A 23,766-nucleotide genomic window follows, 5' to 3' on the forward strand; every position below is an offset into this window, starting at 1 on the left:
GAGTTGAGAATGAGAAATAGACTCCTAATACCCATAATACTCCTAGCTGTATGCAGCCTCTTATTAGGGTGCCAAGAAGATAAACTTAAGGAACCGAACGATAAAGTGCTACCTAATAATACTGCAGCTCCAAAACCGGAGGATCATGCATTAAAAGAAGTGGAGTGGGTAAAGGTTGTTGATCCACCTCAAAATGTCTCTTCTCCTTCTGAAGCTGTCGTCCATCAATACGAGGTTGGGTTTAGAGATGGAACCACAGAATTTCCTAAGAAGGATTCTGTCATTTTCGAAACGACCCTTGGAGAAAAGAGTATAGTGGCTATACGTTCTCCAGAGGGGAAAAACAATTTTGCTGTTTTTTTGTATGAACATAATCCCTCATCTAGTTGGGGAGTTTATGGGCTTGTAAGGTTGTTGGGGAATACAGAGTTTACAGATAAAGAGGGTTTACAATTACCTTTCGAAAAGTTCAATGCAACAAAAATGAATATTCCAGAAAAAGAAGTGAATGCTTGGGTGTTTGCAAACGAAAAAGAGATCGTTACGATTACCGTATATAAACGCTTTCCGTTTACACCCAGTTCTGATCGAGAAACAGTCTTACTAAAAAATGGCAACGAAGCATATATAGGTAAGGATCATTTGAATAATAGCTACTTGTATTACTTTGATACTGAAAAGATAATTGTTGTTTCAGGTAATGTAGCCAAGCAGAAATTTATTGATGCAGCAAATTCTTTACCCCCTGTTACTTCTGCATTGTTTCCTAGCCCGAAGAAAAAGGAACAATAAAGGAAAATCCGTAGTGTGTGGAGAAGAGCGACAGTGTAGAACTGTTGCTTTTCCTTTTTTGTAAAAGATCGTAGGAGGCTTGGAAATGCTGATCAAATGGATTACATGTAAAGTAACGGAAAATCAGAAGCAATCGTTTTCCCATGCCCAAGCGAAATGGAGATCATTAGAGGACATAAAAGGCTTTCTGGGACAAGTCGGAGGGTGGAATCAGCATCAGCCGTTGGAAGCTTGTATTCTTACTGTTTGGGAGAGTAGAGAGTACTATCAATCTTTCATGGAGCAGGATCACGATCCTATTTTTCATCAGACAGGGCAGAGCCAGACATATGAAGCCATTTCTGTACAGCTTTTCTCGAAGCTCACAGACAGCGATGATCGTCAGTTGCTGGATGGATTAGAGAGCGCTCAAGTTCTTCGCGTAGTCTGTGGAAGCGAAAACAACGTACTCGCAAAAGCTGGGGCAGAGCCGGGAGGGATCGTTGGACAAAGCCTGAAGGACAGCAAGCAATATATAGCGGCGACTTTGTGGATTAATGATCAACTGGCACCGACGGGCGACGCTCAAGCCTACACCGTTGCTCTTGAACAGACATGGCGAGTTGTTAAAAAAGGAGACCACAAATGAGTAAATCCTATCCAAAAGGCATTATTTTCGATATGGACAATACCTTGCTGCAATCCCGAATCAACTTTGCCGCGATGAAACGGGCCATTTTTCAACTGTGGGCGAACAATGGAATTGTAGAGCCGACTCTCGATTGGGAGAAGTATACCGCATCACAGCTCATTGAGATTGGCAGAAAATCGGAGCAGATGACGAGTGAATTGGAACAAGCTATGTGGGAAGCAGTAACCGCGATTGAGAAGGAAGGCATGCATGGAGCTGTATTGGAGAAGCATGCGGTGGAAGTGCTGGATCGCTTGAAAGAGAACTACTATTTGTATATCCTGACCAACAACGCCTACGCCGCGGCAGAGGAGGCGTTGAACGAGACGGGAATCGCCTCCTACTTTGACGAAATCGTCGCCCGCGAGCAGATGACGACCTTGAAGCCATCTCCATCGGGCATTCACTATATTCGCAGCTGCAAGCCGGGCTGGCCTGTTTCAGCTTGGACGATGATCGGGGATTCGTGGATCGATGGTAAGGCAGCCTGTGACGGACAAGTCGCTTTTATTGCCTATCAAGGGAACGAGCAGGACATGGAGCAAAATGGCGTTGTGCCAAGGGCGTACATAAATGATTTGAAACAACTCCTGACTGTCCTTGAAGAGTGCGAGTAAGGGGAATGTGCACTTCTCCAATAAATGATTACAGACAATAGCGAAAAATGTGCTATACTTTGCCTAACTGAATACCAGCCTTCAGGGTAGGGTGCAATTCCCGACCGGCGGTAATGACGAACGCACGTCTGAGCCCGCGACTCGCTATCGTAAGCAGTTGATAGCGACTGACTTGGTGCAAATCCAAGGCCGACGGTACAGTCCGGATGGGAGAAGGTATTTGGAACGGCCTGTTTCGCTGTTTTTTCAAAAAACGGTAGAAACAAGGCTTCTTTCTGAACGCCCTGAGCATAATATTCATGGGCGTTTTTATTTTTCATAAAACCTCATAGCGACAATCTTCAGGGCAAGGTGAAATTCCTGACCGGCGGTAATGGCGTACGTACGTCTGAGCCCGCGACTCGCTGACCACGCTTGCAGCGACTGATCTGGTGAAAACCCAGAGCCGACGGTACAGTCCGGATGGAAGAAGATTTTTGTGCTTTCTTCATTTGTTTTTTTCGAAAAACGGATGAGGTAAGGCTTCTTTCCCTATGCCCTGAAACGCTTTGAGGTTTCAAGGGCTTTTTGCGTTGTGCTTGGCTGGAATGCTGGACAGAAAGGAGTGCGGTATGGAACAGGACAGCAAGTACATGGAACTGGCGCTGGAACTGGCACGATCGGCACGAGGCCAAACCAGTCCGAATCCCATGGTCGGAGCTGTGGTTGTGAAGGATGGAACCATCGTGGGAATGGGAGCACATCTGCGGGCAGGAGAGCCCCATGCGGAGGTGCACGCACTGCGGATGGCTGGGGAAAAAGCGCAAGGTGCGACCGTGTACGTGACGCTTGAGCCTTGCAGTCATTACGGGAAAACACCGCCGTGTGCAGAGGCGTTGATTACAGCTGATGTACGTCGTGTCGTTGTAGCGACACTCGACCCGAATCCGCTGGTGGCGGGACGAGGAATGGAGATGCTGCGGGCAGCAGGGCTGGAAGTGGCGGTGGGCGTGAGCGAAGAGGAAGCGAGGGTGTTCAATGAGGTCTTTTTCCATTACATTCAGACCAGACGTCCATTTGTGACGGTAAAGACGGCCAGTACATTGGACGGGAAAATCGCTTCGTTCACGGGACACAGCCGGTGGATTTCTGGAGCAGAGGCTCGGGCAGAGGTGCATGAACTGCGCCGGCAGCACGATGCGATCCTGGTCGGGGTTGGGACGATTCTCACGGATGACCCATTGTTGACGGCGCGCCAGGAAGAGCAGCGTTTTGGAAGGCAGCCAGTTCGAGTGATTTTGGACAGCCAATTACGGACGCCGCTGGATGCCCATGTCGTCCAGAATGCAGATGCGAAGACGTGGATCTTTACGACAGATGCAGCCCCAAGGGAAAAGCAGGAGCTGCTTGTGGCAAGAGGAGTAAGGGTCATCACAACGGCAGGGCCAATTCGCGTGGAAAAGGTGCTGGATACGTTGGGTGAGCTGGGGATTACCTCGTTGCTTGTGGAAGGCGGGCAGGAAGTCAATGGCTCCTTTTTGCAGGCGAGAGCGATTCAAAAGGTCGTGAGCCATATCGCGCTAAAGCTGATCGGAGGAAGTGGCGCGCCTTCGCCATTCGGTGGTCAAGGCTTTGCGACGATGGGAGAGGCGGTACCGCTGACAAATGTCTCGATCACGCCGATCGGGAAAGGTGATATACAGATCATCGGGTACCCACAATGGGAGGATCAGACGTAGCAAATGAGGAGGAGAGAGCATGTTCACGGGACTGGTCGAAGAAGTGGGCGTGTTGGAATCGATTCAAGGGAACGAGCAGGCGAGTCGACTGGTCATCCGCGCACAGCAGGTACTCGAAGGGGTGAAGCTCGGGGACAGTATCTCGGTCAATGGCATTTGCCTTACGGTTACTTCTTATACGAATCGTCAGTTTAGCGTCGATGTGATGCCAGAGACGATGAACAAGACGAGCTTACGGCAATTACGCAGCGGGCAGCGAGTGAATTTGGAGAGAGCGATGCGACTGGGTGACCGTTTTGGCGGGCATATCGTCTCCGGACATGTAGATGGGACCGGAATGGTTGCTTCACGAGAGGTGAATGCGAATGCTGTTGTGTTTCGGATGGAGGCCCAACCGCAGCTGTTGAAGTATGTTATTGCCCGTGGATCGATTTGCATAGACGGCATCAGTCTCACCGTGGTGGACGTAAACGATAACGGTTTTACCGTTTCGATCATTCCGCATACGCTGGCGAATACGAGTCTTGCAGACAGACGACCTGGGGACTTGGTAAATCTCGAAACAGATGTTATCGGCAAATATGTGGAGCGTTTGTTAGGCTATCAAAATCATGGCGGTACAGAAAAATCTGGCGGGCTCAGTCTAGCCTTTTTGCAGGAAAACGGCTTCGCGTGAGGAGGAGGGAGAAAGCATGTTTCATCGCATAGAAGAAGCATTGGAAGATTTGCGTCAGGGTAAGGCGGTCATCGTGGTAGATGATGAGGATCGGGAAAACGAAGGGGATTTTGTCTGCATGGCCGAAGCGGCTACGCCTGAAATGATCAACTTCATGGTTACACATGGGAGAGGACTCGTTTGCGTACCGGTGACAGAAGAGCACGCAACTCGCTTGCAGCTCCATCCGATGGTGAAGTCCAATACAGACAAGCAAGGAACGGCTTTTACCGTGTCCATCGATGAAGGGAGTACACACACAGGGATATCCGCTCATGAGCGCTCTTTGACGGTCTTGGCGATGCTGGACGATCAGAAGACGGCAGAAGATTTCCGCAGACCGGGACATATTTTTCCGTTGATCGCGAAGTCTGGCGGTGTATTGCGCAGAGCGGGACATACGGAGGCGGCAGTTGATTTAGCTCGCTTGGCGGGGAGCATTCCAGCGGGAGTCATTTGCGAAATTATGAACGAGGATGGCTCTATGGCACGTCTGCCGCAATTGGTAGAGATCGCGCGCCGCTTTGATCTCAAGCTAATTACGATTGCAGACTTGATCGCGTATCGGATGAGGACGGAATCCATGGTGAAAAGGGAAATCGAAGTGCAGCTTCCGACTGCCTACGGTGATTTTCGGATGGCGGCCTATACGAACGAGCTGGATGGAAAAGAGCATGTGGCTCTCATCAAGGGAGAGATTGGACCGGATGAGCCTATTCTCGTCCGCGTTCACTCGGAGTGCTTGACAGGAGATATTTTCGGCTCTCATCGCTGCGATTGCGGTCCACAGCTACACGCTGCTTTGGAACAGATCGAAGCGAGCGGACGCGGCATTTTATTGTACATGCGCCAAGAGGGCAGAGGTATTGGCTTGCTGAATAAGCTGCGTGCCTACAAGCTGCAAGAGGAAGGCTTGGATACCGTAGAGGCCAATGAAAAGCTAGGGTTCGCCGCTGATCTGCGCGATTACGGTATCGGTGCGCAAATTTTACGTGATCTAGGAGTGCAACGCATGCGGCTTTTGACCAACAACCCACGAAAAATCCGCGGGCTTATCGGTTACGGATTATCAGTGGAAGAACGGGTGCCGCTTCAAATGCCGGAGCATCTGCACAACAAAAAGTACCTATCAACAAAACAAGAGAAGCTGGGTCACCTGCTTCATCTGCACGGATAAGGAGAGGGAATAAGCATGAAAACATTCGAAGGACATTTGATTGGAACAGGTTTGCGTGTAGGGATTGTGGCAGGACGCTTTAACGAATTGATCGTGAGCAAGCTGGTCGGAGGGGCTCTCGATGCCCTGAAGCGTCATGGCGTAGAAGATGAGCAGGTAGACGTGGCATGGGTACCGGGGGCATTTGAAATTCCGTTGATCGCTAAGAAAATGGCGGAATCCGGTCGCTATGATGCGGTTGTTACATTAGGAGCTGTCATTCGTGGCTCCACTCCGCACTTCGATTACGTCTGCAATGAGACCGCAAAAGGAGTTGCGTCCTTATCTCTATCGACTGGGATACCCGTTATTTTTGGTGTTTTGACGACAGATAATATCGAGCAAGCCATCGAGCGAGCGGGAACAAAAGCAGGCAACAAAGGCTGGGAAGCAGCAACGGCAGCGATCGAAATGGCTAATTTATCTAAGCAGTTCGCTTAATCATTTCATAGGGAACGAGATGTTTCGACGGGGGCTTCGGCTCCCGTTTTCTATTTTTTTGGATAAAATCACCACGGACAGGTCAAAGTAAGAAAGATTTTCCTGAAAAAAGGGGGGATCTAGCGTGAAGCCGACTGATTGGTGGAGAGCGCAAGTACAGGCCATACAAGCAAAGCGGCGCATCGGTTCGGTTCATGCGCGGCGAAGCGAACAAATTACACCCGATATGGTAAAACAATGCATGCAAAACGTGGATGACCTCAGTAGCTTGTCATTGAAGATGAATGACGAAGAGGTACACGTTTTTTTTCTCGATACGCTGGTGGATGTGTCCCAGATTTATGAGAATGTCTTTCTTCCGTTGCAGCGTTCCGATGGTAGAGATCCGATGCAGGCGCTTCCTTTCTCACAGGAATGTCTTCTTGACGATATGGAGACGTTGATGAGTAACTTGCTACGCGGTCATACCATCTTGTTTTTCCTGGAAAGAGACCTCATTCTGCATGTGAATACATTTCAGGTGGCGCACCGTTCCATTACGAAATCCGAGACAGAGGCGACCGTCCTTGGACCGCAAGACTCCTTTGTTGAAATGCTGGAGATCAATTTGTCTTTGCTTCGGAGAAGACTGGCTACGCCTCATCTGAAAGTATCGAGCTACACGATTGGTACCCAGGCACAGAACAAGGTAGCTGTGATTTATTTGGACAATATCGCGAACGCGGAAAATGTGGAGCGCGTGAAAAAAAGGATCGACAATGTCATTTACCACGGATTTGTCGGGATGCCTATATTGAAGCAAATGCTGGAGGACAAGCCATACTCTCCGTTCCCGCAGTTTGGCTTGACGGGTCGGCCGGACAATGCAACAGCAGCTTTGTTGGACGGTAGAATCGTGATCATGCTGAATGGCAGTCCGGATGCCGCGATCTGTCCGACTTCCTTTCTGGAGATGTTTAGCAGTCCTGAAGACTTTTACAATCGCTGGTCAACGGCGAGCCTGCTGCGGATGATTCGCTTTTTCGGTTTATTTATCACCATTATGCTCACATCCAGTTACGTCTCTGTCTTGACGTATCATCCGGAAATGCTTCCCCCCGCTTTACTGACGATTTTGTCTGAATCGCGCAGCCGGGTGCCATTTCCGCCTGTGATTGAGGTGCTCATTATTGAGCTTGTCATCGAGATCCTGCGGGAAGCGGGGATACGCATGCCGACTAAAATCGGCCAGACCATCGGTATCGTTGGTGGTATCGTGATCGGGACAGCGTCTGTACAAGCGGGGTTAGCCAGTAATATCTTGATCGTCCTTGTTTCTGTATCGGCACTGCTTTCTTTTGTGCCACCCAATTTTTTGATGAGTAATGCGATTCGGCTCGTTCGTTATGGTTTCATCTTGATGGCAGGTGCATTGGGCATGTACGGCCAGATACTGGCACTGGCGTTTTTATTCGCGCACTTGCTCAATCTGACTTCACTCGGGACGCCGTACATGGCTCCGGGGGTTCCGCGTCAATGGACTGATTTGATGAATAGTCTGGTACGTGCACCATTAAGATTTATCGTCAATCGCAACCGCATGTCCCGGGCAAAGCAAAAGCATGTCCGGCCAGTTGGGGAGGACTAGGGTAGATGGATAGAGGGAGAATTCACAGCCTGAATCCGATCCTGGTAATCGGATTGATTATGAATACGATGGTAGGGGTTAATTTACTTGGACTGGCTCATCATGCGAGCAAAATGGGCTACAATCTGTGGTGGTCTCCGATTTTGCTGGGATGTATCGTCAGCTTAACGCTAATCCCGATGATGGCCTTGTGCCGTCGTTATCCAGAGGATAATCTTTTTCGGATTCACGAAAAGCTGTTGGGAAAATGGCTGGGAGGCTGTTTCAATATCCTGATTATCGTCTACGCCATTCTGAATGTATCTACTGCGAATGAAGGATATATCAGGTTGGTGCAAACCTCCATGCTGAACAATCAGACTGTCACATTGCCCTTGCTAGGATTGACATTAGTCATGGTCTACATTACAAACGGCGGCATCAAATTGATCGCGCGCTTTTGCCTGCTAACGTTCTTTTTTACGGGCTGGATGATTTTTCTTTTGCCGTACGGATTTCAAAAGGGAGGAATGATGCATATTTTTCCTCTTTTTCATACAGATTGGCGCAGTATAGCCGAAACGGTGCACAATTCTTACGCGAGCATGCTTGGGTATGAATTGGTCTTGTTTTTTTACCCCTATATCCAAGAGAAGAACAAGGCACACAAGCATGTGCTAATTGGGGTATGGATCGTTGTTTTGTTGTACGTCATGATTCTGCTCACGAGTGTGTCTTATTTTTCCGAATGGCAAATGGACAATCTCATTTATCCCATTTTGAATTTGTTTAAGGCTGTAGAGCTGTCTTTTTTGGAGCGGATCGAAAATCTCGGGATTGGTCTCTGGGTCTTCCTCATTCTCAGTACGAGTACGGGATACTTGTGGGTTGCGCGTACCGGCCTTGAAGAAATGGCAGACAAGACGAGGCTGTGGCATCTACTTGTACCGACAATCATTTCGTTTCTATTCATTGTGGGGCCATTATCTGTAGAAAAACAACGCTACATTTATGACAAGGTGACTGTTTATATGGCCTATGGATTGATCTTGTGGCCGATTTTTTTGTTATTGCTGCATTCCTTTAGGTTTGGTAGAGGAGAGCGAGTATCATGAAGAGGGCGAGCTGGCTCATTGTTTCGGTTATCCTCTTGCTCAGCCTTTGCGGTTGTGGGCGCGAACTCGAACGGCCGGCACTGGAAGACATGGCCATGATTGGGGTTATGGGCTTCGATTATGTGGATCGTGAAAAGATAGATATCACCGTAGCGGTACCGGTTCCCTCCAAAAATAAGGAATCGACACAGGTGTACTCGACTCATGCCTCGATGACGAGCGAGGCAATGCTGAATCTCGCAACAAAAGCAGAGAGGACCATGTCCCTCTCGCAATTGCGTGTGATTTTGTTCAGTGAAGAATACGCCCGCAAAGTCGGGATTGGAAAAGTCATCCTTGATCTCTATCGCAATCCGATTGTAGGAGAAAATGTATACATTGCCGTCGTAAAAGGAAAAGCGAAAGATGTCATCAAAGGAACCTATAACCACAGGCCGGAAATCAACACGTATTTGAACAACTTGCTTCGTCCGCGAGTGGAAACGGCCTTTTCGTCTTTTTCGACCATTCACGATTTTGTTTTTATGATGACCAGTAACACGATGGACCCCAATCTTCCTTATCTCATTCACAGCAACGGAGAGATTCAGATCATCAAGGCGGCTCTTTTTCGAGTAGACAGGATGATCGGAATGTACACGCAGCGAGAGGGGAAGCTGGTTCAGGGGTTTTTGGGAAGAGAACGCTTGCCCCGTATGAGCTTCGAGTTCCAGCACGAGACGAAGACAGGTAAAAAACAAACGGAAAAGGTCGTCTTCGATTTTGTGCGAGCAAAAACGAAGGTAAGAAGCAAAGGCAGCCTGAAAAAGCCTGTCATCAATATCGAGCTTCGGATAAGAGGGATGCTGGTAGGCTATTCAGGCAGCAAGGATTTGGAGAAGCGGGCTCAATTTCGGACCATGGTTCAAGAACTTGAGAAAAGAATCAAAAAGGAAAGCATGGAGATGCTGGTACGTTTTCAAAAGCAAGGGGTTGACCCGGCGCAGCTAGAAGAGAGCATTCGCCAAAAATATGATGGCAAATGGACACGGCAAACGGGTCTCGCCCTTTATAGAAAAGCGAAAATCAACGTTAAGGTTCATGTGGATATCGTCGGTTTTGGCACACTGAAATAAGGAGCGATAGCATTCCGGCGTGGTTAGAACAGACGCTTGAATTCGCGCCAGATCGCACCCAAAGTCCGACGATTTACATTTTGGAGCTTGCCGTACAAGAGGTTCGTCAATCCAACAAAGGTGAGCTCCTGATCTTTCGTATACGGATACCAATTGAACTCACGCTTGCGTTTGCCCGGATCATGGATGACAGAGATGCTGTGCGTAAAGGCTTGCAATCCGGAAGGTCCGCGATAACGGCCGATGCCACTCTGTTTGACCCCGCCAAAAGGAAGATGGGGATTGGCGTAGCTGATAATGACGTCATTGATACACACATTGCCGCTTTCGAGCTGACGAGCTACGCGATCCGCTTTTGTTTTATCGGCTGACCATACCGAGGCATTCAGCCCGTACGGTGAGCTGTTAGCCAGGCGGACAGCCTCCTCTTCGGTGGCAAAAGTCATGATCGGCAATACCGGACCAAAGGTCTCTTCCCGCATGATTTTCATGTCAGATGTCACGTTTGTGAGAATGGTCGGCGCGATATACATGCTGTCAGAGGAAGGGAGTCCTCCGGTGACTGCTGTCGCGCCCGCAGCCAGTGCTTCGTTCACATGCTCACGGACAATTCCGATTTGTTGGGAAGACGTCATCGAACCGACCTCGGCCTGATTCGGATAACTTTGGCGCAATGCTTTTGTCTTTTCGGTGACCAGCTTGAGAAATTCAGGATAGACCCTTTCATGGACAAAAAGCCGTTCAACAGACATACATACCTGTCCGGAGTTCGTAAAAGCCCCCCATACCGCACCATTTGCTGCCCGTTCCAGATGAGCGTCTTCAAACACGATCATCGGGTCTTTTCCGCCAAGCTCCAGTTCTACCGGGATCAAATGCTCCGATGATGCCGCCATAATTTTTTTGCCTGTCGCGACAGAGCCTGTGAAAAAGATTTTATCTGGGCGAGCAGCTACCAGCGCCTGTCCAGCTTCGCGTCCTCCATGCAGAACGGTAACGACTCCATCCGGCATAGAAACAGCGGAAAACACCTCTTCCATGAGCAGTCCGGTAGTAGCAGTCACCTCGGAAGGTTTTAAAATAACGGTATTGCCTGCTACGAGGGCAGATAATACGGGAATAACGGCAAGCTGAAAAGGATAATTCCACGGAGAGATAACCGCGACGACACCCATCGGCTTGTAGTGGATATACGATTTCTTCGGCCACAGCACGAGGGAGGTTGGTACCGGCTGATCGGCAAGCATCTGATAAGCATGTTTTTCATAAAACCGAATCGTGTCGACAGTGACGAAAATTTCGGTCATGTACGCTTCCAATGTAACTTTTCCGGTAGCCTCACTAATTTTTCGGGCGATTTCTTCGCCGTGATCGACTAAATAGTGCCGCAGCCGTGTCAAATAGTCCAGACGCTCAGCCAACGATGTAGTGGACCAAGCTGGAAAGGCGAGACGCGCACGTGCCATCGCGTCTTCTACTTGTTCTGGAGTCGCTTCCTGTAAAGAACCAAGCAGCTCACCAGTGGCGGGATTTTGCATGGACATGATTGCCATCATGATTCACCTCGATTCAGAAGATAAAGATTCAGAAGAGAAGAGTGTATGCATCAAATAGGCAAAGGTCTGTTCAAAACGGGCAATCGCTTCTTCCGGTTTCTGTGACTCATCGAGCAAAAATTGAAAAAGGAATCCGTCGATTGCAGAGTAAATGAGGGAGATTGCGGAGTCTTCGTCGATGGTCAATGAGGATTGTTCTTCGCGCTGTAACCGTACGAGCATACGAGAGATGAGCTGATGCAGACGGGACCGAATGACTTTTACCTGCTCACCAAACGCAGGAACGTACATGGCCTGTACCTGCAAGTCATACCAGAGTCGATGCAGCTTCCGATCCTCTTGTAGACTCCGGCACAAGACACGAGCTAGAGCTGCTGACCATTCACCAGATGGAGCTGCGATCACTTCGCGTTCCAACTCTTCCATGAAACGTCCTTTGTAGCTAGAGATGACAGCGAGCAAAAGCTCTTCTTTGCTTGCGAAGTAATAATGCAGAATGCCAAGTGAGACGCCAGATTCCTTGGCTATGTCGCGCAAGGAAACATGTGCATACCCTTTTTCAGCCAGACAAGCAGTCGCTTGCTCAATCAAAAATGCCCGTTTTGCTTCGGCTTTTTTCTGGGTAGTCACTTTTTCACCTCTTTTTTTTGGACGACTGTCCAGTTTTTCTATTTTTATTGTATTTTTACGGATGATGTCTGTCAATGAAAAGAGCTGCCCATAAAAAAGAAGCGGCTTCATTGCCGCTTCTTTTGCCGTTCCCAACGACGTAAATACGGATAAGGATCAAATGACCAATCTGCGCCACCTGTTTCCCGATACATACCGTAGTGCAAATGGGGAGGGAATTTGCCTGAGGTGCCGGGCTTCCCATATCCAGAGCTGCCGATATATCCGAGCACTTCTCCTGGCTCCACGATGTCACCCGGCTTCAATCCCTTTTTAAACGAGGAAAGATGTGCGAAGTAATGGTACACATTGCCCATGTCACGCATGCCGATCCGCCATCCGCCAAACCTGTTCCAGCCGATTACCTCAATGACTCCGTACGCTGTGCTGAGTACTGGGGTGCCGTGACTCGCAAAAATATCGGTCCCCTCGTGGATCCGACGACCACCCCAGCCACGTGGAGCCCCCCATGTACTGCGGTAGCTGTAATCGTACCTCGCGGGGATAGGAAAATGCCGCTCATCCAGGTGCAGATGGTGATACTTTGCATACACCTGCGCGAACTGCCTGATCGTCTTCACAGAACGATCCCGCTGGTAGTACGACCAAAGACCAATTTGCCAATCCTCATGGGAGAAGCCGTATTGGGATAGGTAGTGAATGAAGGTAGTGAGTGCATCGAGATCGTTGTGACGATCTGCGACACCATCGCCATCTCCATCCATCCCGATGCCTTTAAAAAATTGGATGGATACCGGATTCGTATCCTCTGCATCAGGATTGAATGCACCTGCCCAACGATCGCTTGGAATGTCCACGGCAGTTAGTCGTGAAACGTTTTCTTGCTCCTGCTTCTTCCGGCGTATTTTCATGGTTCGCTCGTATTGATCAATGGCTGCTAAATAATTCCACGGAATGCCGTACATCGATTCCAAGCGCAAAAAAACTTGCAAGCGCTCTTGAAGAACCGGGTCTTGCTCATTGGCGGACGGAGCAACTCCGGCGACGGATTCTAGTGGTGAAATAGCTGCAACCACGCACAAGCTGATCTGAATGATTAGGCGGAAAACTCGCATGCCGTCTCCCTCCAGCCTCGTAGTCTTTTGTTGTAGTTTCTGCCAGTTGGAGTGGATTATCCAAGATACTTTTGGAAAGCGTTTTGGTTGTTGTCGGGGAAAGTTTTGTAAATTTGCAGAAAAGGAGGCAGGAGCATACCGTACAGCCAAAGAATTGAAATCAGGAGGAGTGTATTCCTTAAAAATCGTCATGAGGAGGCTGTGTGATGAGCAAAAAAGTGTTGATTGTAACAGGTGATGCTGTAGAAGCACTGGAGGTTTTCTATCCGTATTACCGCTGCTTGGAAGAAGGGTATGAAACGGTCATTGCAGCACCCAGCGTGAAAACCCTACACACCGTTTGCCATGATTTCGAAGCACACAGTGAGACATACACAGAAAAGCCAGCTTATCAGCTTCCCGCCCATGCTGCATTCTCAGATATTAACCCTGAGGCGTTTGACGCCTTGATTATTCCGGGTGGACGGGCACCTGAGCATATCAGGCTCAATGAGCACTTGAAGCCGATTGTGGCGCACTTTTTCGAGACCAACAAGCCAGTCGCAGCCATCTGCCATGGTTCCCAAGTATTGACCATCGTTCGCGAGCACTTAGCCGGACGTGAAATCACAGCTTACCAGGCATGCAGACCCGATGTAGAGGCGTGCGGAGCGATCTACCAAACAGAAACGCTCCATGTCGATGGCAATCTTGTTTCCGGACATGCATGGCCAGACCTGCCAGGCTTCATGCGTGAATTCCTTCGTTTGCTCAAGTAAAAACCAAATCCCCCCAACTTCCGTCACTGCTGGCGGAAGTTTTTTCGTTCTGATAGATGCTTTTCATCCAGCCTTTTCCTCTGTATCATAAAGGGAAAGTATGTTCGTCTGTTTCATGTGAGGAGTGGAATTGATCGTGCTGTCATTTATTCATACAGCGGATGTCCATCTGGATGCGCCGCTTCAAATGTTGGGGGAGCGTTACGAGCTGCGTCAGGATGATTTTCGTCAAACGATGAAAAGAATCTGTGACCTCGTCCGAGAAAAGGAAGCAGACTTCTGGCTCATTGCCGGAGATTTGCTGGAATACCACGGGGGAAGACGATCAACTGCGATGTTTTTACGTGATCTTTTTGCCAGCATCGCACCAATTCCTGTTGTGATCGCACCTGGCAATCACGATCCGTGGCGAGCAGATTCGTTTTATCAAACGTTGGAATGGTCAGGGAACGTCTACTGGTTTACACCCGAGTGGGGTGTGTATGAATTTCCCGAAAAGTCGTGCGTGATCTATGGCTGGGGCTTTGGGCAGCCACATGTGTACGAGTCGCCACTCGAGACGTTTCCAGGCAAATTGGAAGGGTATGCCCATCATTTGATGGTTCTGCATGCCAGTGTGCTTTCCGATTCAGGTACCGAAGAGCATCATCCGTATGCGCCTGTCACCTTGCAGCAGCTCGTACAGACGGGCATGGACTATGTTGCGATGGGACACATTCACAAGCTGGAGCAATTCATACATCCTGTCAAAAAACAACCGTTCGCAGCTTACCCCGGCTCTCCAGAAGGATTGACGAGTAAGGAAGGGGGAGAACGTAATGTTTTGTATGGAGAGCTAGATCATGATGGCAGATTGCGGCTCACGGCGATTCCTGTCCAGTCACGCAAAATTAGAAAGCTGGATATCAAAGGGAATGGAGTCGAAACGACTGAGCAGCTCATTGATCGGATGGAGCAGCAACTCGCAGAGGAAAAGGATTCCGATATGATGTACATCACGCTGACAGGAGAACGTGCTGCGCATTTTCAGCCTCCAGTGTCCGTCCTTCAACAGCGATTTTCCCGTTTTTTTGTGCTGCAGCTGACAGACCGGACCTGGCCTGATGTGGATGAGGACAAGCTGATCGCAGAGGGTGGCGTCTGGGGGAGATGGCTTTCCAAGCTGGCAGAGGCGGAGTCCCGTGCGCAAAATGAGGACGAGCGAGAAATCGTCAGGTTAGCCAAGCAAGAGGCTTTGGCGCGGATTGGAGGGACCATTCGATGAAAATAGAGGAGCTAGTGCTGGGGGGCTTCGGAAAATGGCAGGATGCTACCTTTCGTTTTGCTCCAGGCATCAATCTGTTTTATGCCCCTAATGAGTCAGGAAAATCAACGATCCTACAAGGTATTTTCGCTGCCTTGTATGGAATGAAGCGCGATTACGTCAAATCCGCGCGATACTTGCCTGAATATGAAAAATACCGTCCGTGGCAGAGTGGTGCGTACGAAACGATCATTACTTACAATTTAGCGGGCAAAACCTATCGCCTTCATCGTCAGTTGACGAAGGAACGGGAGGATGCGCGCCTCTTTTTGGACCCCGAATGGACGGAAATGACTGAGCTTTATTTGGAAGACAGACGCAAGGAACGGAATTTTATCGAAAAGCATACGGGCCTTACACGCAGTCTATTTACGGATTTGACGTGGATCAGGAGGGAACCGCTTCAGGCGGCTGAGCATTTGATTCCGACTTTTACGACTGCGGAAGAAGCCAATCCGGCTGTCCAACTAATTTTGGCGGAGCTGGATCGGGAGGTTGCGGTCATCGGCAAAAAAGAACGGGCCGAAAATACACTTTTGGGAAAAGCCGCTACGAAGGTGGCGCAAAAAGAGCAGGAGAAGGAAAACGCAAAAGAAGCGTGGCGAACGATCAGCCAACTGACGCTGCAAATAGCGGAAGCCACAGAAGAATGTCAGCAATTAGAACTGCGGCGCAGCAGATTGGAGCAGCGTCTGGATCGCTCAACCGGACAAGCAAAAGCGTTGCAGGAACGCTGGCAACGAAGCTATGCCCCTGTCAGTCAACAAGACTGGACGTGGTGGGAGCAAACGGCTCGCTTTGAAGCCGAGCTGGCTATTCACGAAGAGGCAAGACGTGGTTTCACTCAGGTAAACATGCCGACGGTAGTCGTACAACAGAGTGATGACCAGCTCATACCCTTACAGCACGATTATGAAAAAGGCGTACAATTGCTCAAACAGCGAGAAGCATTGCATATTCGTTTGGCGTCACTGGCTGTATCGGCCCTTTCTACAAGTCCGCGAAGTACAGCATCACGAAGGACTCGCCAAGGCAATCAGGCGAAAAGGAAGCGGGGAGCTGCACTCATGTGGGGCGGCGCAGGGATATTCTCTGTTCTTGGGGTAATCGGCTTCGTGAGTGGACATCCCGTTCTGGGAGGAGTTTCTGTGACTGCCGCTTTGTTGCTGTTCGGCTTTGGGGTTTTCTTGCTGCGAGTAAAAGAGAGTACGGGCGAACCGAAACAGATAGCAGAAAATGATACGCTACAGGAAAGTCAAAGAGTACAAGAAGAGATCGCTTCACTCGATGCTGAACTCGCCATACTCGTTCAGAAATGGGGGGCGAGTAATTGGGATACATTTTTGGAAAGACGGGAAGAGCTACTGAAAAGCACGCGCACGCAACAATCTGAGCAGCTACTATCCGAGATGGCGAAAACGAAGCAGGAGGCTAATCTGTCTGCAAGCTGGGGGGAGGCACTTCGAACCCTACTTGATCAGGAGAAAAACGCGCTTGAGACAGAGCAAGGCAAATTACGTATCGAGATGGTGGAGATTGAGGAGAGACTGCAGGAGCTGCGGGAACAAATGGCCAGAGGAAATGGGGAGATGGCGGTTCATGAGAGCCTGTCATTATCTCGCGCGACTGATGAGCTTGAGGAAGCGCAGGCAGCACTTCGTCAGCTGCAAAATAAGCGGGATGCCCTTCAGTTGGCTCGGGAAATGCTTCAGGAGGCAGTAGGGGAATGGAGACGGGATAGCACTCCTGCTGTAAATCAGCAGGCTTCGGAGGTCATCGAGCATATTACAGGGGGAGCGTATCGGGATGTCAGACTCGATCCCCGTGACGGATTTGCCATCCGTTTGCTTTCGCCGACCAAACAAATGGTGCTCGAACAGGACCAATGTTCCACGGGGACCATTGATCAGCTATACCTTGCCCAGCGTTTGGCATTGGTGCATCATGCCAAGCAGTCGGAGCCATTGCCGCTGTTTTTCGATGATCATTTTGTCCATTATGATGAAGAGCGTCTGCGTCGAACGCTTGACTATGTCGCGATGCTGGCACAAGAACAGCAAGTGTTTCTTTTCACCTGTCATGAACGAGAGCTGCGTATGCTGGAGCCATTGCTTCGTCAAGAGAACCGTCATACCGTGCATCGGATCGGGTAATTGTTTCCGGGGGAGGAAAGAGGTTGCCCCTCCGAAATCCAACCTCTATAATGGAGATTGTTATTGTCTTGTATCATGATGTCACATGAGGAGTGAGCCCTATGACGCAACGCAAGCCGGAGTGGCTCAAGATCAACCTTGTTTCAGGATCAGAACTAGCCAGCTTTAAAGAGCTTAAGCAAACCATGCGCACGAAGACGCTACATACCGTTTGTGAAGAAGCAAAATGCCCCAACATTCATGAATGCTGGGCAAGCGGTACAGCAACTTTCATGATTTTGGGTGATATATGTACCCGAGCCTGTCGGTTTTGTGCAGTAAAAACGGGACTACCGACGGAGCTGGATACAGCTGAACCAGAACGTGTAGCAGAAGCAGCAGAACAAATGCGTTTGAAGCATGTCGTTGTTACTTCCGTTGCTCGTGATGATTTGGCAGATGGAGGCGCACAGATTTTTGCCGATACGATTCGTGCGATTCGTCGTCGACTGCCGTTTGCCTCTGTAGAAGTATTGATTCCCGATTTTATGGGGAACTGGGATGCGTTAAAAGTGGTCATGGACGCAAAGCCTGACGTACTAAACCACAACATTGAGGCGGTTCGCCGGATGTCAGATCGCGTACGGGCAAGAGCCAAGTACGATCGGACGCTGGAACTGTTGAAAAAGGCGAAGGAATTCCAGCCGAGCATTCCGACGAAGTCCAGTCTGATGATTGGTGTAGGCGAGACGATGGAGGAAATCATCGAAACGATGGATGACCTGCGTTCTGTCGACGTCAACATCATGACGATTGGCCAGTATTTGCAACCGACCAAGAAGCATTTGAAGGTAGAAAAATTTTACCATCCAGATGAATTCGCTCACTTGAAGGATGAAGGCATGAAGCGTGGCTTTAGTCACGTAGAGTCAGGTCCATTAGTACGCAGCTCGTACCACGCTCATGAGCAGGCGAGTGCCGCGAAGGAAACGATTGCGAAAGAATCCATGCCGAAAGCGCAATAATAAGTAACCCCCTCAGCCGCTCTACACGAGCGGAAAAGAGGGGGTTTTTCACTATATGGGGGAGAGGGCTTTAGCGACTGGTTGTAGCTTTGTGAGTTGCCTTCACGTTATGGGATGTTCCACCCATACGTTTGATAAGCGTTTCAATGCTTTTCGCATCTTCTGTACGTGCTGTACTCACGTTGCTGGAGCGGCTTGCTACACGAGCGATTTCTTGGATGTCATTCGGATTATCGGTAACATACACTTTGTAATAGCGTGGTGAAACCGATTCAGCGTTCATTTTTGCCTGTTTTTTCGCTGTGTGCGCATCTGCTCCTTGTGTGTGCACACCTACAAAAACTTCTTTATCCGTTACCAAGACCGTAGAACGCTGAACGCCAGGGCAACTGGCAGTGACATTCCCTACAGCTTTTGCCAATGCATCACGGTCTACATAGACGTTTGTTACACTGGCGGTTTTCATATGCTGACGGTCAGTCTGCGCATAGCCCATGCGTGGCATTCCGGTTTGCATGACTCCTGCTCCACCGCGATTCCAAGAATGCTGTTGATAAATGGAATGGTGTCTTCCAGTCGGAGTATTGTAAACACCTGCTGTACCCGTACCCATACCAGCTTTATGATCCGTAAAGGCATTGTACGGTCTCATCCCGCTGGTGAAGGCGTTGTAGTTGTTTACATTTGCTCGTGGAGAGGTACCATGTGGATAGACACCGTTGTTAATCCCAGCATTGTTGGTCAGTCCCATGCCATCGTAGTTGCGGACATGAAGCCCGTCACGCATGCCATCGTAGCTGCGGGTGTGAATGCCGTCGAAATTTGTGGTGCTTGTGCCATTGTAATTACGAGTGTGATGATACCCGTCAATGTTTGTCGAGCGCATGCCATCGTAGTTACGGACGTGCATTCCATCAAAATTTCGAACGTGCGGAGCAGACTGGTACGACATCGTCTTGTTCGGATGTGTGTAGTTAGGCGCAGCATTGTTGTAACAACCAGTAGCTAAGAGCGCAATCCCTGCAATCGCAGGATACAACCATGTCTTTTTCAATGGTAACACCCCCTACACGATAGAATGTCCAAAGGCACAGGTCAGTTATCGTGGGAAATTTAGCTCATGTTGCGTGAAATATGATAAGATGGACATAGTATACATGCGTAAGGAGGAAGCGAGTTTGATTCGCACGCAAGCCGGTACTTATGAAGTCATGGAAGTAAATCGAGACGGCTGGAACCTTGAAGCGTTCAAGGAGCGCTATAGCGACATCCTCGACAAGTACGATTATATTGTAGGGGACTGGGGCTATGGTCAGCTTCGTCTTCGTGGGTTTTATACTGACGCTAATCGCAAAGTACCGTTCGAGCAGCGGATCGCCGCTTTGGATGAGTACCTGCATGAGTTCTGCAATTTTGGTTGTCCGTACTTCGTTTTACGCAAGGTAAAAGCAAACGTTGGCAACGGTGACGACCAGAGCGGGCATGACGAATCTGGCTTTGATGTCATCATTGATATTCGTCAGGACATCCCCCGTGAAGAGGGTGGCTCTTCGCCTTTTGTAGAACGAAAAGATCGCAGACGCTATCACCCGCGTCAAAATAAACAGGATCGCCAGAACAATGCTGGCGCTGATCGCAATGGGGCAGGGAGAAACGAGCGCGGGGAGAAGCCAAAGTTTCAAAAGGATCGACCCGATAAAAACGGCAAGGATTCCAACTCACGAGAGCGCCGTCCCAATCAATTGAAACCCAATCGCGAACGCGATAAAGTCCCAACAGGACCAAATACGCCGAAACGTGAATCCTAAAAATGACTCAGAATAACCGAAGCATAAAAAAGAGCCCTGTATGTCAGGGCTCTTTTCGTTTTTCTTCTAAAAACCGCCGCCAAAACCACCGGGTCCGCCAAAACCACCGGGTCCGCCAATACCACCGGGTCCGCCAATACCACCGAGTCCACCAATACCACCGGGACCACCAAAACCACCGGGTCCACCAAACCCACCAGGACCACCAAACCCACCGGGTCCCCAACCAGGCCAGCCCCATGTGGGCCAATAGCCAGGCCAGCATGTATTGCATCCCCACCAAGGATATGGCTGTGGGACGACAACGACTTCAGGACCTCGTCTTCTTCGGAAAAAGACTGGATGTGCCTGATCTTCTGGAATGTATCGAAAATCCTGGTCTGCTGAGTAATAAGGTGGTTGGTCATATTGAGCGGGAACAAATTGGTTTTGATCGTATTCGTTTGGATCATATTGAGTTTGATGGTATTGGTTTTGGTCGTATGAGCTTTGGTCGTATGAGCTTTGATCGTATGAGCTTTGGTCGTATGGATAAGATTGCATGATGCGATTCGCACTCCTCTCGTTATCTGTCTGTGCATCTGTGCAGTAGCAGTATACGAGGCATACGCCTGTAAGGAGCATTGTCCAGTAGGAAATGGGCGGGAGCTACAAATAAAAAAAGGAAGAGCCCTCAATCGCTCTTCCTTTGGTGAATTAAATAGCTGCTTCCAAAAATGATTTCAATTCTTCTGCTTCACTCTCGTTCAAGTTGAACGCGAATTCCAGATAGCCTTCTTCTTCCAGATCATCATGTCCAATAATAGCGGAGCGTCCATTTTGAATGTTGATGACAATCGCCTTCCCATAAAAACGGTTGGTCGTTGTAATCGCGAGGTCAAAACGTGTAGCTTCGCCCGTGAAGCTGACAAAGCGCGTTCGCGTATCCTCAGCTTCGTCGTACAAGTAAAACAAATCATTTGCCATATAGGTATCCCTCTACTTCCATAAAAGATTTGGTTTGTGTTCGGTATTGTGTACAGCGCGGACAAAGCGAATGGTTTTGGTTTGGGCACGCATGACGATCGAATGAGTTTCCACCATATCATCACCGAGATAGCGCACGCCTTGCAACAGCTCTCCATCAGAGACGCCTGTTGCCGCGAAAATGGCGTCGTCCCCTTTGACCAGATCGTTCAGCGTCAAGAGCTGTTCCGGATTGTCGAGCCCCATTTTGATGCAGCGTTCGCGCTCGAGGTCGTTTTGCGGCTTGAGCTGGGCTTGCATGTCGCCACCCAGGCACTTGATCGCCGCGGCACTGATCACGCCCTCAGGCGCACCACCGATACCCAAGAACAGGTCAATCCCTGTATGCGGCAGACAGGCAGCAATCGCAGCACCTACATCGCCATCTCCAAAAAGCTTCACTCGCGCACCCTTTTCACGAATGGCGTCAATAATCGCCTGGTGGCGGTCGCGTTCCTGAATAATGACCGTTACATCTTGCACGCGCTTGTTGTTTGCTTTTGCTACAACCTCTATCATTTTATCCACGGGATCGTAAAGGTTGATTTGTCCGGCAGCACGTTTGCCGACGGCCATTTTCATCATGTACATGTCTGGTGCATGCAACAGTGTTCCACGGTCGCCGATGGCGATAACAGACATGGCATTGTTGTGACCCTTGGCGACAATCGTCGTTCCTTCTAGCGGATCAACCGCCACATCTACCTCAGGCCCGCCTGCTTCCGGGTTACCGAGCTTTTCACCGATATAGAGCATGGGGGCCTCATCCAGTTCACCTTCGCCAATGACGACGGTACCCCTCATGTTAATCGTATCAAACATGGCGCGCATGGCGCTGGTCGCTGCTCCATCTGCTTCATTCTTTTTCCCGCGTCCCATCCAGTGAGAAGAGGCGAGTGCAGCCATTTCCGTTACCCGCACAATTTCCAGAGCCAATTCGCGTTCCACAGTGTGTTCCTCCCCTTATGCTTGCCGACAAAAATTCACCCCATCATTGTAACATAAAGTGAACGATCACAACTGCGTGATCAAAAGACGAACGTGATTCGTGACAGGTCGTACAAATTTGGTATACTGAGGGATGAAAAGAGGTGAAACCGGTGAGCAATTCCTATTTGCAGGAAGGGGAATTGGTGCTTCTCGTCCTGGTGCTAACATTTGTGTTTACCGTTTACTACTCAAAACGCAAATCAAAAAAGCGAAAGTAAGGAGAAATATATGTACGACGTGAATACAAAACGAATCGACCAAGTATTGGAACATATGTCTCGTATGCTTGATCTGTTGGACAAGCTCAGCGAACGAGGAGCCAAAGCGGTTTTGGCAGATGAAGTAGCTGTTGCAGCGATGGAGCGAGCCCTGCACTTGTCTATCGAAGGAATAGTGGATGTCGGAAACGCGCTGATCGACGGATTCATTATGCGCGATCCAGGAAGCTACAGCGACATCGTGGAAATTTTGCGGGATGAGCAAGTCATCACGGATGAACAGGCTTTGATCCTGACACGTGTTACTGATTTCCGCAAGCATCTGGTTAATGATTATACAAGTGTGCCGGTCAATGAGATGTACAGCCTGGTAGAAGAAGCTGCCGGTGCCATTCGTCAGTTTGAGCCACAGGTGAGAGCCTTCTTGAAAAAAGAACTGTTTTAAAATGTTTTCATTCCAACACTAGGTAGCGGATATTTTATACAAAAGACTTTCGTTTGTTTACTAAAACGTCTTGATCCACTACAATAGGGAGAAAGGACGGTGATACGTATGACAAACGAAGGAACGTCCACTCGTGATCAAATCCTGCACATGCTCAAGGTCAAAGGTTCACTCCCTGTCAGCGACATGGCCGTCGAGCTAGGGATTACTGAAATGGCGGTTCGACGTCATTTGAACACCCTGGAGAGAGATAATTTGATCAAGTCTACGCTTGTTCGCCAAGCGATGGGACGCCCAACGAATGTTTATTCATTGTCGCAGGAAGCAGACGAACTGTTCCCGCGCAATTATTCTCATTTGACATTAGATTTTTTACAAGACATAAAGGAAATCGATGGTTTGTCCAAAATAGAAATGCTATTTAGACGCCGCGAGAATCGCTTGGAGGAGACTTATCGCTCCCACATGCAAGGTGACTTGGAAAAGCGTGTAGCCAAGCTAGCCGAGCTGCAAAACGATAAAGGCTACATGGTGGAATGGGAAAAGGACGAAAATGGAGACGGCTATCGGATTCAGGAGTTCAATTGCCCAATCTCGCAAGTAGCTCGTGAATTCAACCAAGCGTGTAGCTGTGAACTCTCGTTGTTCCGTCGGGTCTTGAATGCCAATGTCGAGCAAACCACGTGCATGGCAAAAGGCGGAGACAAATGCGTGTTCCACATCAAGGAAGCGAAATAACGAGCTATAACGAAAGTCCACTCAAATCGGGTGGATTT

General features: G+C 49.3%; 24 protein-coding genes and 2 riboswitches. Of the genes, 17 read left to right on the plus strand and 7 right to left on the minus strand.

What is annotated here, in order from left to right; genetic code table 11:
* Positions 1–9: 9 nt before the first annotated feature.
* The 10 genes from HP398_RS14515 (at position 10) to HP398_RS14560 (ending at position 10,005) form a co-directional block, all read left to right on the plus strand.
* On the plus strand, positions 10–792 hold the full coding sequence (locus tag HP398_RS14515) for a hypothetical protein (RefSeq protein WP_017251391.1): 783 nt from the start codon (positions 10–12) through the stop codon (positions 790–792).
* 85 nt (positions 793–877) lie between these two features.
* Positions 878–1,420 carry a YdbC family protein gene (locus HP398_RS14520; protein ID WP_173622931.1) on the plus strand — a complete coding sequence of 181 codons (543 nt, stop codon included), beginning with the start codon at positions 878–880 and terminating at the stop codon, positions 1,418–1,420.
* Positions 1,417–2,079, plus strand: a complete 663-nt coding sequence (locus HP398_RS14525) for an HAD family hydrolase (protein WP_017251389.1) — start codon at positions 1,417–1,419, stop codon at positions 2,077–2,079. Before HP398_RS14520 ends, HP398_RS14525 begins: the two co-directional genes overlap by 4 nt.
* A gap of 73 nt (positions 2,080–2,152) precedes the next feature.
* A riboswitch (FMN riboswitch) is annotated at positions 2,153–2,301 on the plus strand.
* 111 nt (positions 2,302–2,412) lie between these two features.
* Positions 2,413–2,557, plus strand: a riboswitch (FMN riboswitch).
* A 133-nt stretch (positions 2,558–2,690) separates the two neighbouring features.
* Positions 2,691–3,797 carry a bifunctional diaminohydroxyphosphoribosylaminopyrimidine deaminase/5-amino-6-(5-phosphoribosylamino)uracil reductase RibD gene (gene ribD, locus HP398_RS14530; protein WP_173622932.1) on the plus strand — a complete coding sequence of 369 codons (1,107 nt, stop codon included), beginning with the start codon at positions 2,691–2,693 and terminating at the stop codon, positions 3,795–3,797.
* 19 nt (positions 3,798–3,816) lie between these two features.
* Positions 3,817–4,473 (plus strand): riboflavin synthase, encoded by a 657-nt coding sequence (locus HP398_RS14535; protein WP_173622933.1) that lies wholly within the window; start codon positions 3,817–3,819, stop codon positions 4,471–4,473.
* 16 nt (positions 4,474–4,489) lie between these two features.
* Positions 4,490–5,689 (plus strand): bifunctional 3,4-dihydroxy-2-butanone-4-phosphate synthase/GTP cyclohydrolase II, encoded by a 1,200-nt coding sequence (locus HP398_RS14540; protein WP_173622934.1) that lies wholly within the window; start codon positions 4,490–4,492, stop codon positions 5,687–5,689.
* Between the two features lie 15 nt (positions 5,690–5,704).
* Entirely contained in the window at positions 5,705–6,169 is a 465-nt protein-coding gene (gene ribH / locus HP398_RS14545) for a 6,7-dimethyl-8-ribityllumazine synthase (RefSeq protein WP_017251385.1), read from the plus strand.
* 124 nt (positions 6,170–6,293) lie between these two features.
* Complete coding sequence (locus HP398_RS14550) at positions 6,294–7,796, plus strand: spore germination protein (protein ID WP_173622935.1); 1,503 nt, start codon at positions 6,294–6,296, stop codon at positions 7,794–7,796.
* Between the two features lie 5 nt (positions 7,797–7,801).
* Positions 7,802–8,890, plus strand: a complete 1,089-nt coding sequence (locus HP398_RS14555; RefSeq protein WP_173622936.1) for a GerAB/ArcD/ProY family transporter — start codon at positions 7,802–7,804, stop codon at positions 8,888–8,890.
* On the plus strand, positions 8,887–10,005 hold the full coding sequence (locus HP398_RS14560; protein WP_173622937.1) for a Ger(x)C family spore germination protein: 1,119 nt from the start codon (positions 8,887–8,889) through the stop codon (positions 10,003–10,005). Before HP398_RS14555 ends, HP398_RS14560 begins: the two co-directional genes overlap by 4 nt.
* A 23-nt stretch (positions 10,006–10,028) precedes the next feature.
* On the opposite strand, the gene HP398_RS14565 is transcribed toward HP398_RS14560, so the two are convergent.
* From HP398_RS14565 to HP398_RS14575, 3 genes are all read right to left on the minus strand, one after another.
* A complete protein-coding gene (locus HP398_RS14565; protein ID WP_173622938.1) occupies positions 10,029–11,561 on the minus strand; it encodes an aldehyde dehydrogenase family protein in 1,533 nt (510 codons plus the stop codon).
* A 3-nt stretch (positions 11,562–11,564) separates the two neighbouring features.
* Positions 11,565–12,191 (minus strand): TetR/AcrR family transcriptional regulator, encoded by a 627-nt coding sequence (locus HP398_RS14570; protein WP_017251380.1) that lies wholly within the window; start codon positions 12,189–12,191, stop codon positions 11,565–11,567.
* Between the two features lie 107 nt (positions 12,192–12,298).
* The gene (locus tag HP398_RS14575) at positions 12,299–13,306 is read right to left on the minus strand and encodes a M23 family metallopeptidase (RefSeq protein ID WP_017251379.1); all 1,008 of its coding nucleotides are present in this window, start codon (positions 13,304–13,306) and stop codon (positions 12,299–12,301) included.
* Positions 13,307–13,512: 206 nt separating this feature from the next.
* Between HP398_RS14575 and HP398_RS14580 the strand changes: the two genes are divergently transcribed.
* The 4 genes from HP398_RS14580 (at position 13,513) to lipA (ending at position 18,524) form a co-directional block, all read left to right on the plus strand.
* Positions 13,513–14,064 carry a DJ-1/PfpI family protein gene (locus HP398_RS14580; RefSeq protein ID WP_017251378.1) on the plus strand — a complete coding sequence of 184 codons (552 nt, stop codon included), beginning with the start codon at positions 13,513–13,515 and terminating at the stop codon, positions 14,062–14,064.
* A 136-nt stretch (positions 14,065–14,200) separates the two neighbouring features.
* Entirely contained in the window at positions 14,201–15,328 is a 1,128-nt protein-coding gene (locus HP398_RS14585; RefSeq protein WP_173622939.1) for a metallophosphoesterase family protein, read from the plus strand.
* Positions 15,325–17,520, plus strand: coding sequence for an ATP-binding protein (locus HP398_RS14590; protein ID WP_173622940.1), 2,196 nt, complete (start codon positions 15,325–15,327; stop codon positions 17,518–17,520). Before HP398_RS14585 ends, HP398_RS14590 begins: the two co-directional genes overlap by 4 nt.
* Positions 17,521–17,621: 101 nt before the next feature.
* Positions 17,622–18,524: a lipoyl synthase gene (gene lipA / locus HP398_RS14595; protein WP_017251375.1), complete on the plus strand. Its 903-nt coding sequence runs from the start codon at positions 17,622–17,624 to the stop codon at positions 18,522–18,524.
* A gap of 70 nt (positions 18,525–18,594) precedes the next feature.
* On the opposite strand, the gene HP398_RS14600 is transcribed toward lipA, so the two are convergent.
* Positions 18,595–19,587 carry a YhcN/YlaJ family sporulation lipoprotein gene (locus HP398_RS14600; RefSeq protein WP_173622941.1) on the minus strand — a complete coding sequence of 331 codons (993 nt, stop codon included), beginning with the start codon at positions 19,585–19,587 and terminating at the stop codon, positions 18,595–18,597.
* Positions 19,588–19,666: 79 nt separating this feature from the next.
* Here HP398_RS14600 and HP398_RS14605 point away from each other — a divergent pair, with 79 nt between their 5' ends.
* Entirely contained in the window at positions 19,667–20,332 is a 666-nt protein-coding gene (locus HP398_RS14605; RefSeq protein WP_017251373.1) for a YutD family protein, read from the plus strand.
* Positions 20,333–20,398: 66 nt separating this feature from the next.
* Here the strand turns inward: HP398_RS14605 and HP398_RS14610 are convergent, their stop codons facing one another.
* The 3 genes from HP398_RS14610 to glpX all read right to left on the minus strand — a co-directional run bounded on the left by HP398_RS14610 (position 20,399) and on the right by glpX (position 22,285).
* Positions 20,399–20,875 (minus strand): hypothetical protein, encoded by a 477-nt coding sequence (locus HP398_RS14610; protein ID WP_173622942.1) that lies wholly within the window; start codon positions 20,873–20,875, stop codon positions 20,399–20,401.
* A 153-nt stretch (positions 20,876–21,028) separates the two neighbouring features.
* A complete protein-coding gene (locus HP398_RS14615) occupies positions 21,029–21,298 on the minus strand; it encodes a DUF3055 domain-containing protein (RefSeq protein ID WP_017251371.1) in 270 nt (89 codons plus the stop codon).
* Between the two features lie 12 nt (positions 21,299–21,310).
* Positions 21,311–22,285, minus strand: coding sequence for a class II fructose-bisphosphatase (gene glpX / locus HP398_RS14620; RefSeq protein ID WP_173622943.1), 975 nt, complete (start codon positions 22,283–22,285; stop codon positions 21,311–21,313).
* Positions 22,286–22,555: 270 nt separating this feature from the next.
* Here glpX and HP398_RS14625 point away from each other — a divergent pair, with 270 nt between their 5' ends.
* The gene (locus HP398_RS14625) at positions 22,556–22,990 is read left to right on the plus strand and encodes a DUF86 domain-containing protein (RefSeq protein ID WP_017251369.1); all 435 of its coding nucleotides are present in this window, start codon (positions 22,556–22,558) and stop codon (positions 22,988–22,990) included.
* Positions 22,991–23,098: 108 nt separating this feature from the next.
* A complete protein-coding gene (locus tag HP398_RS14630) occupies positions 23,099–23,728 on the plus strand; it encodes a helix-turn-helix transcriptional regulator (RefSeq protein WP_026043310.1) in 630 nt (209 codons plus the stop codon).
* Positions 23,729–23,766 lie beyond the last annotated feature (38 nt).

Source organism: Brevibacillus sp. HB1.4B, from assembly GCF_013284285.1.
GTDB classification, from domain to species: Bacteria; Bacillota; Bacilli; order Brevibacillales; family Brevibacillaceae; genus Brevibacillus; species Brevibacillus porteri.

Bases quoted from the DNA above. Each gene is read 5' to 3' on its own strand.
- HP398_RS14610 (WP_173622942.1), bottom strand. From the start codon at position 20,875: ATGCAATCTTATCCATACGACCAAAGCTCATACGATCAAAGCTCATAC.
- lipA (WP_017251375.1), top strand. From the start codon at position 17,622: ATGACGCAACGCAAGCCGGAGTGGCTCAAGATCAACCTTGTTTCAGGA.
- HP398_RS14540 (WP_173622934.1), top strand. From the start codon at position 4,490: ATGTTTCATCGCATAGAAGAAGCATTGGAAGATTTGCGTCAGGGTAAG.
- HP398_RS14615 (WP_017251371.1), bottom strand. From the start codon at position 21,298: ATGGCAAATGATTTGTTTTACTTGTACGACGAAGCTGAGGATACGCGA.
- HP398_RS14565 (WP_173622938.1), bottom strand. From the start codon at position 11,561: ATGATGGCAATCATGTCCATGCAAAATCCCGCCACTGGTGAGCTGCTT.
- HP398_RS14525 (WP_017251389.1), top strand. From the start codon at position 1,417: ATGAGTAAATCCTATCCAAAAGGCATTATTTTCGATATGGACAATACC.
- HP398_RS14560 (WP_173622937.1), top strand. From the start codon at position 8,887: ATGAAGAGGGCGAGCTGGCTCATTGTTTCGGTTATCCTCTTGCTCAGC.
- ribH (WP_017251385.1), top strand. From the start codon at position 5,705: ATGAAAACATTCGAAGGACATTTGATTGGAACAGGTTTGCGTGTAGGG.
- HP398_RS14515 (WP_017251391.1), top strand. From the start codon at position 10: ATGAGAAATAGACTCCTAATACCCATAATACTCCTAGCTGTATGCAGC.
- HP398_RS14520 (WP_173622931.1), top strand. From the start codon at position 878: ATGCTGATCAAATGGATTACATGTAAAGTAACGGAAAATCAGAAGCAA.
- ribD (WP_173622932.1), top strand. From the start codon at position 2,691: ATGGAACAGGACAGCAAGTACATGGAACTGGCGCTGGAACTGGCACGA.
- HP398_RS14580 (WP_017251378.1), top strand. From the start codon at position 13,513: ATGAGCAAAAAAGTGTTGATTGTAACAGGTGATGCTGTAGAAGCACTG.
- HP398_RS14555 (WP_173622936.1), top strand. From the start codon at position 7,802: ATGGATAGAGGGAGAATTCACAGCCTGAATCCGATCCTGGTAATCGGA.
- HP398_RS14575 (WP_017251379.1), bottom strand. From the start codon at position 13,306: ATGCGAGTTTTCCGCCTAATCATTCAGATCAGCTTGTGCGTGGTTGCA.
- HP398_RS14535 (WP_173622933.1), top strand. From the start codon at position 3,817: ATGTTCACGGGACTGGTCGAAGAAGTGGGCGTGTTGGAATCGATTCAA.
- HP398_RS14625 (WP_017251369.1), top strand. From the start codon at position 22,556: ATGTACGACGTGAATACAAAACGAATCGACCAAGTATTGGAACATATG.
- HP398_RS14605 (WP_017251373.1), top strand. From the start codon at position 19,667: ATGGACATAGTATACATGCGTAAGGAGGAAGCGAGTTTGATTCGCACG.
- HP398_RS14630 (WP_026043310.1), top strand. From the start codon at position 23,099: ATGACAAACGAAGGAACGTCCACTCGTGATCAAATCCTGCACATGCTC.
- HP398_RS14590 (WP_173622940.1), top strand. From the start codon at position 15,325: ATGAAAATAGAGGAGCTAGTGCTGGGGGGCTTCGGAAAATGGCAGGAT.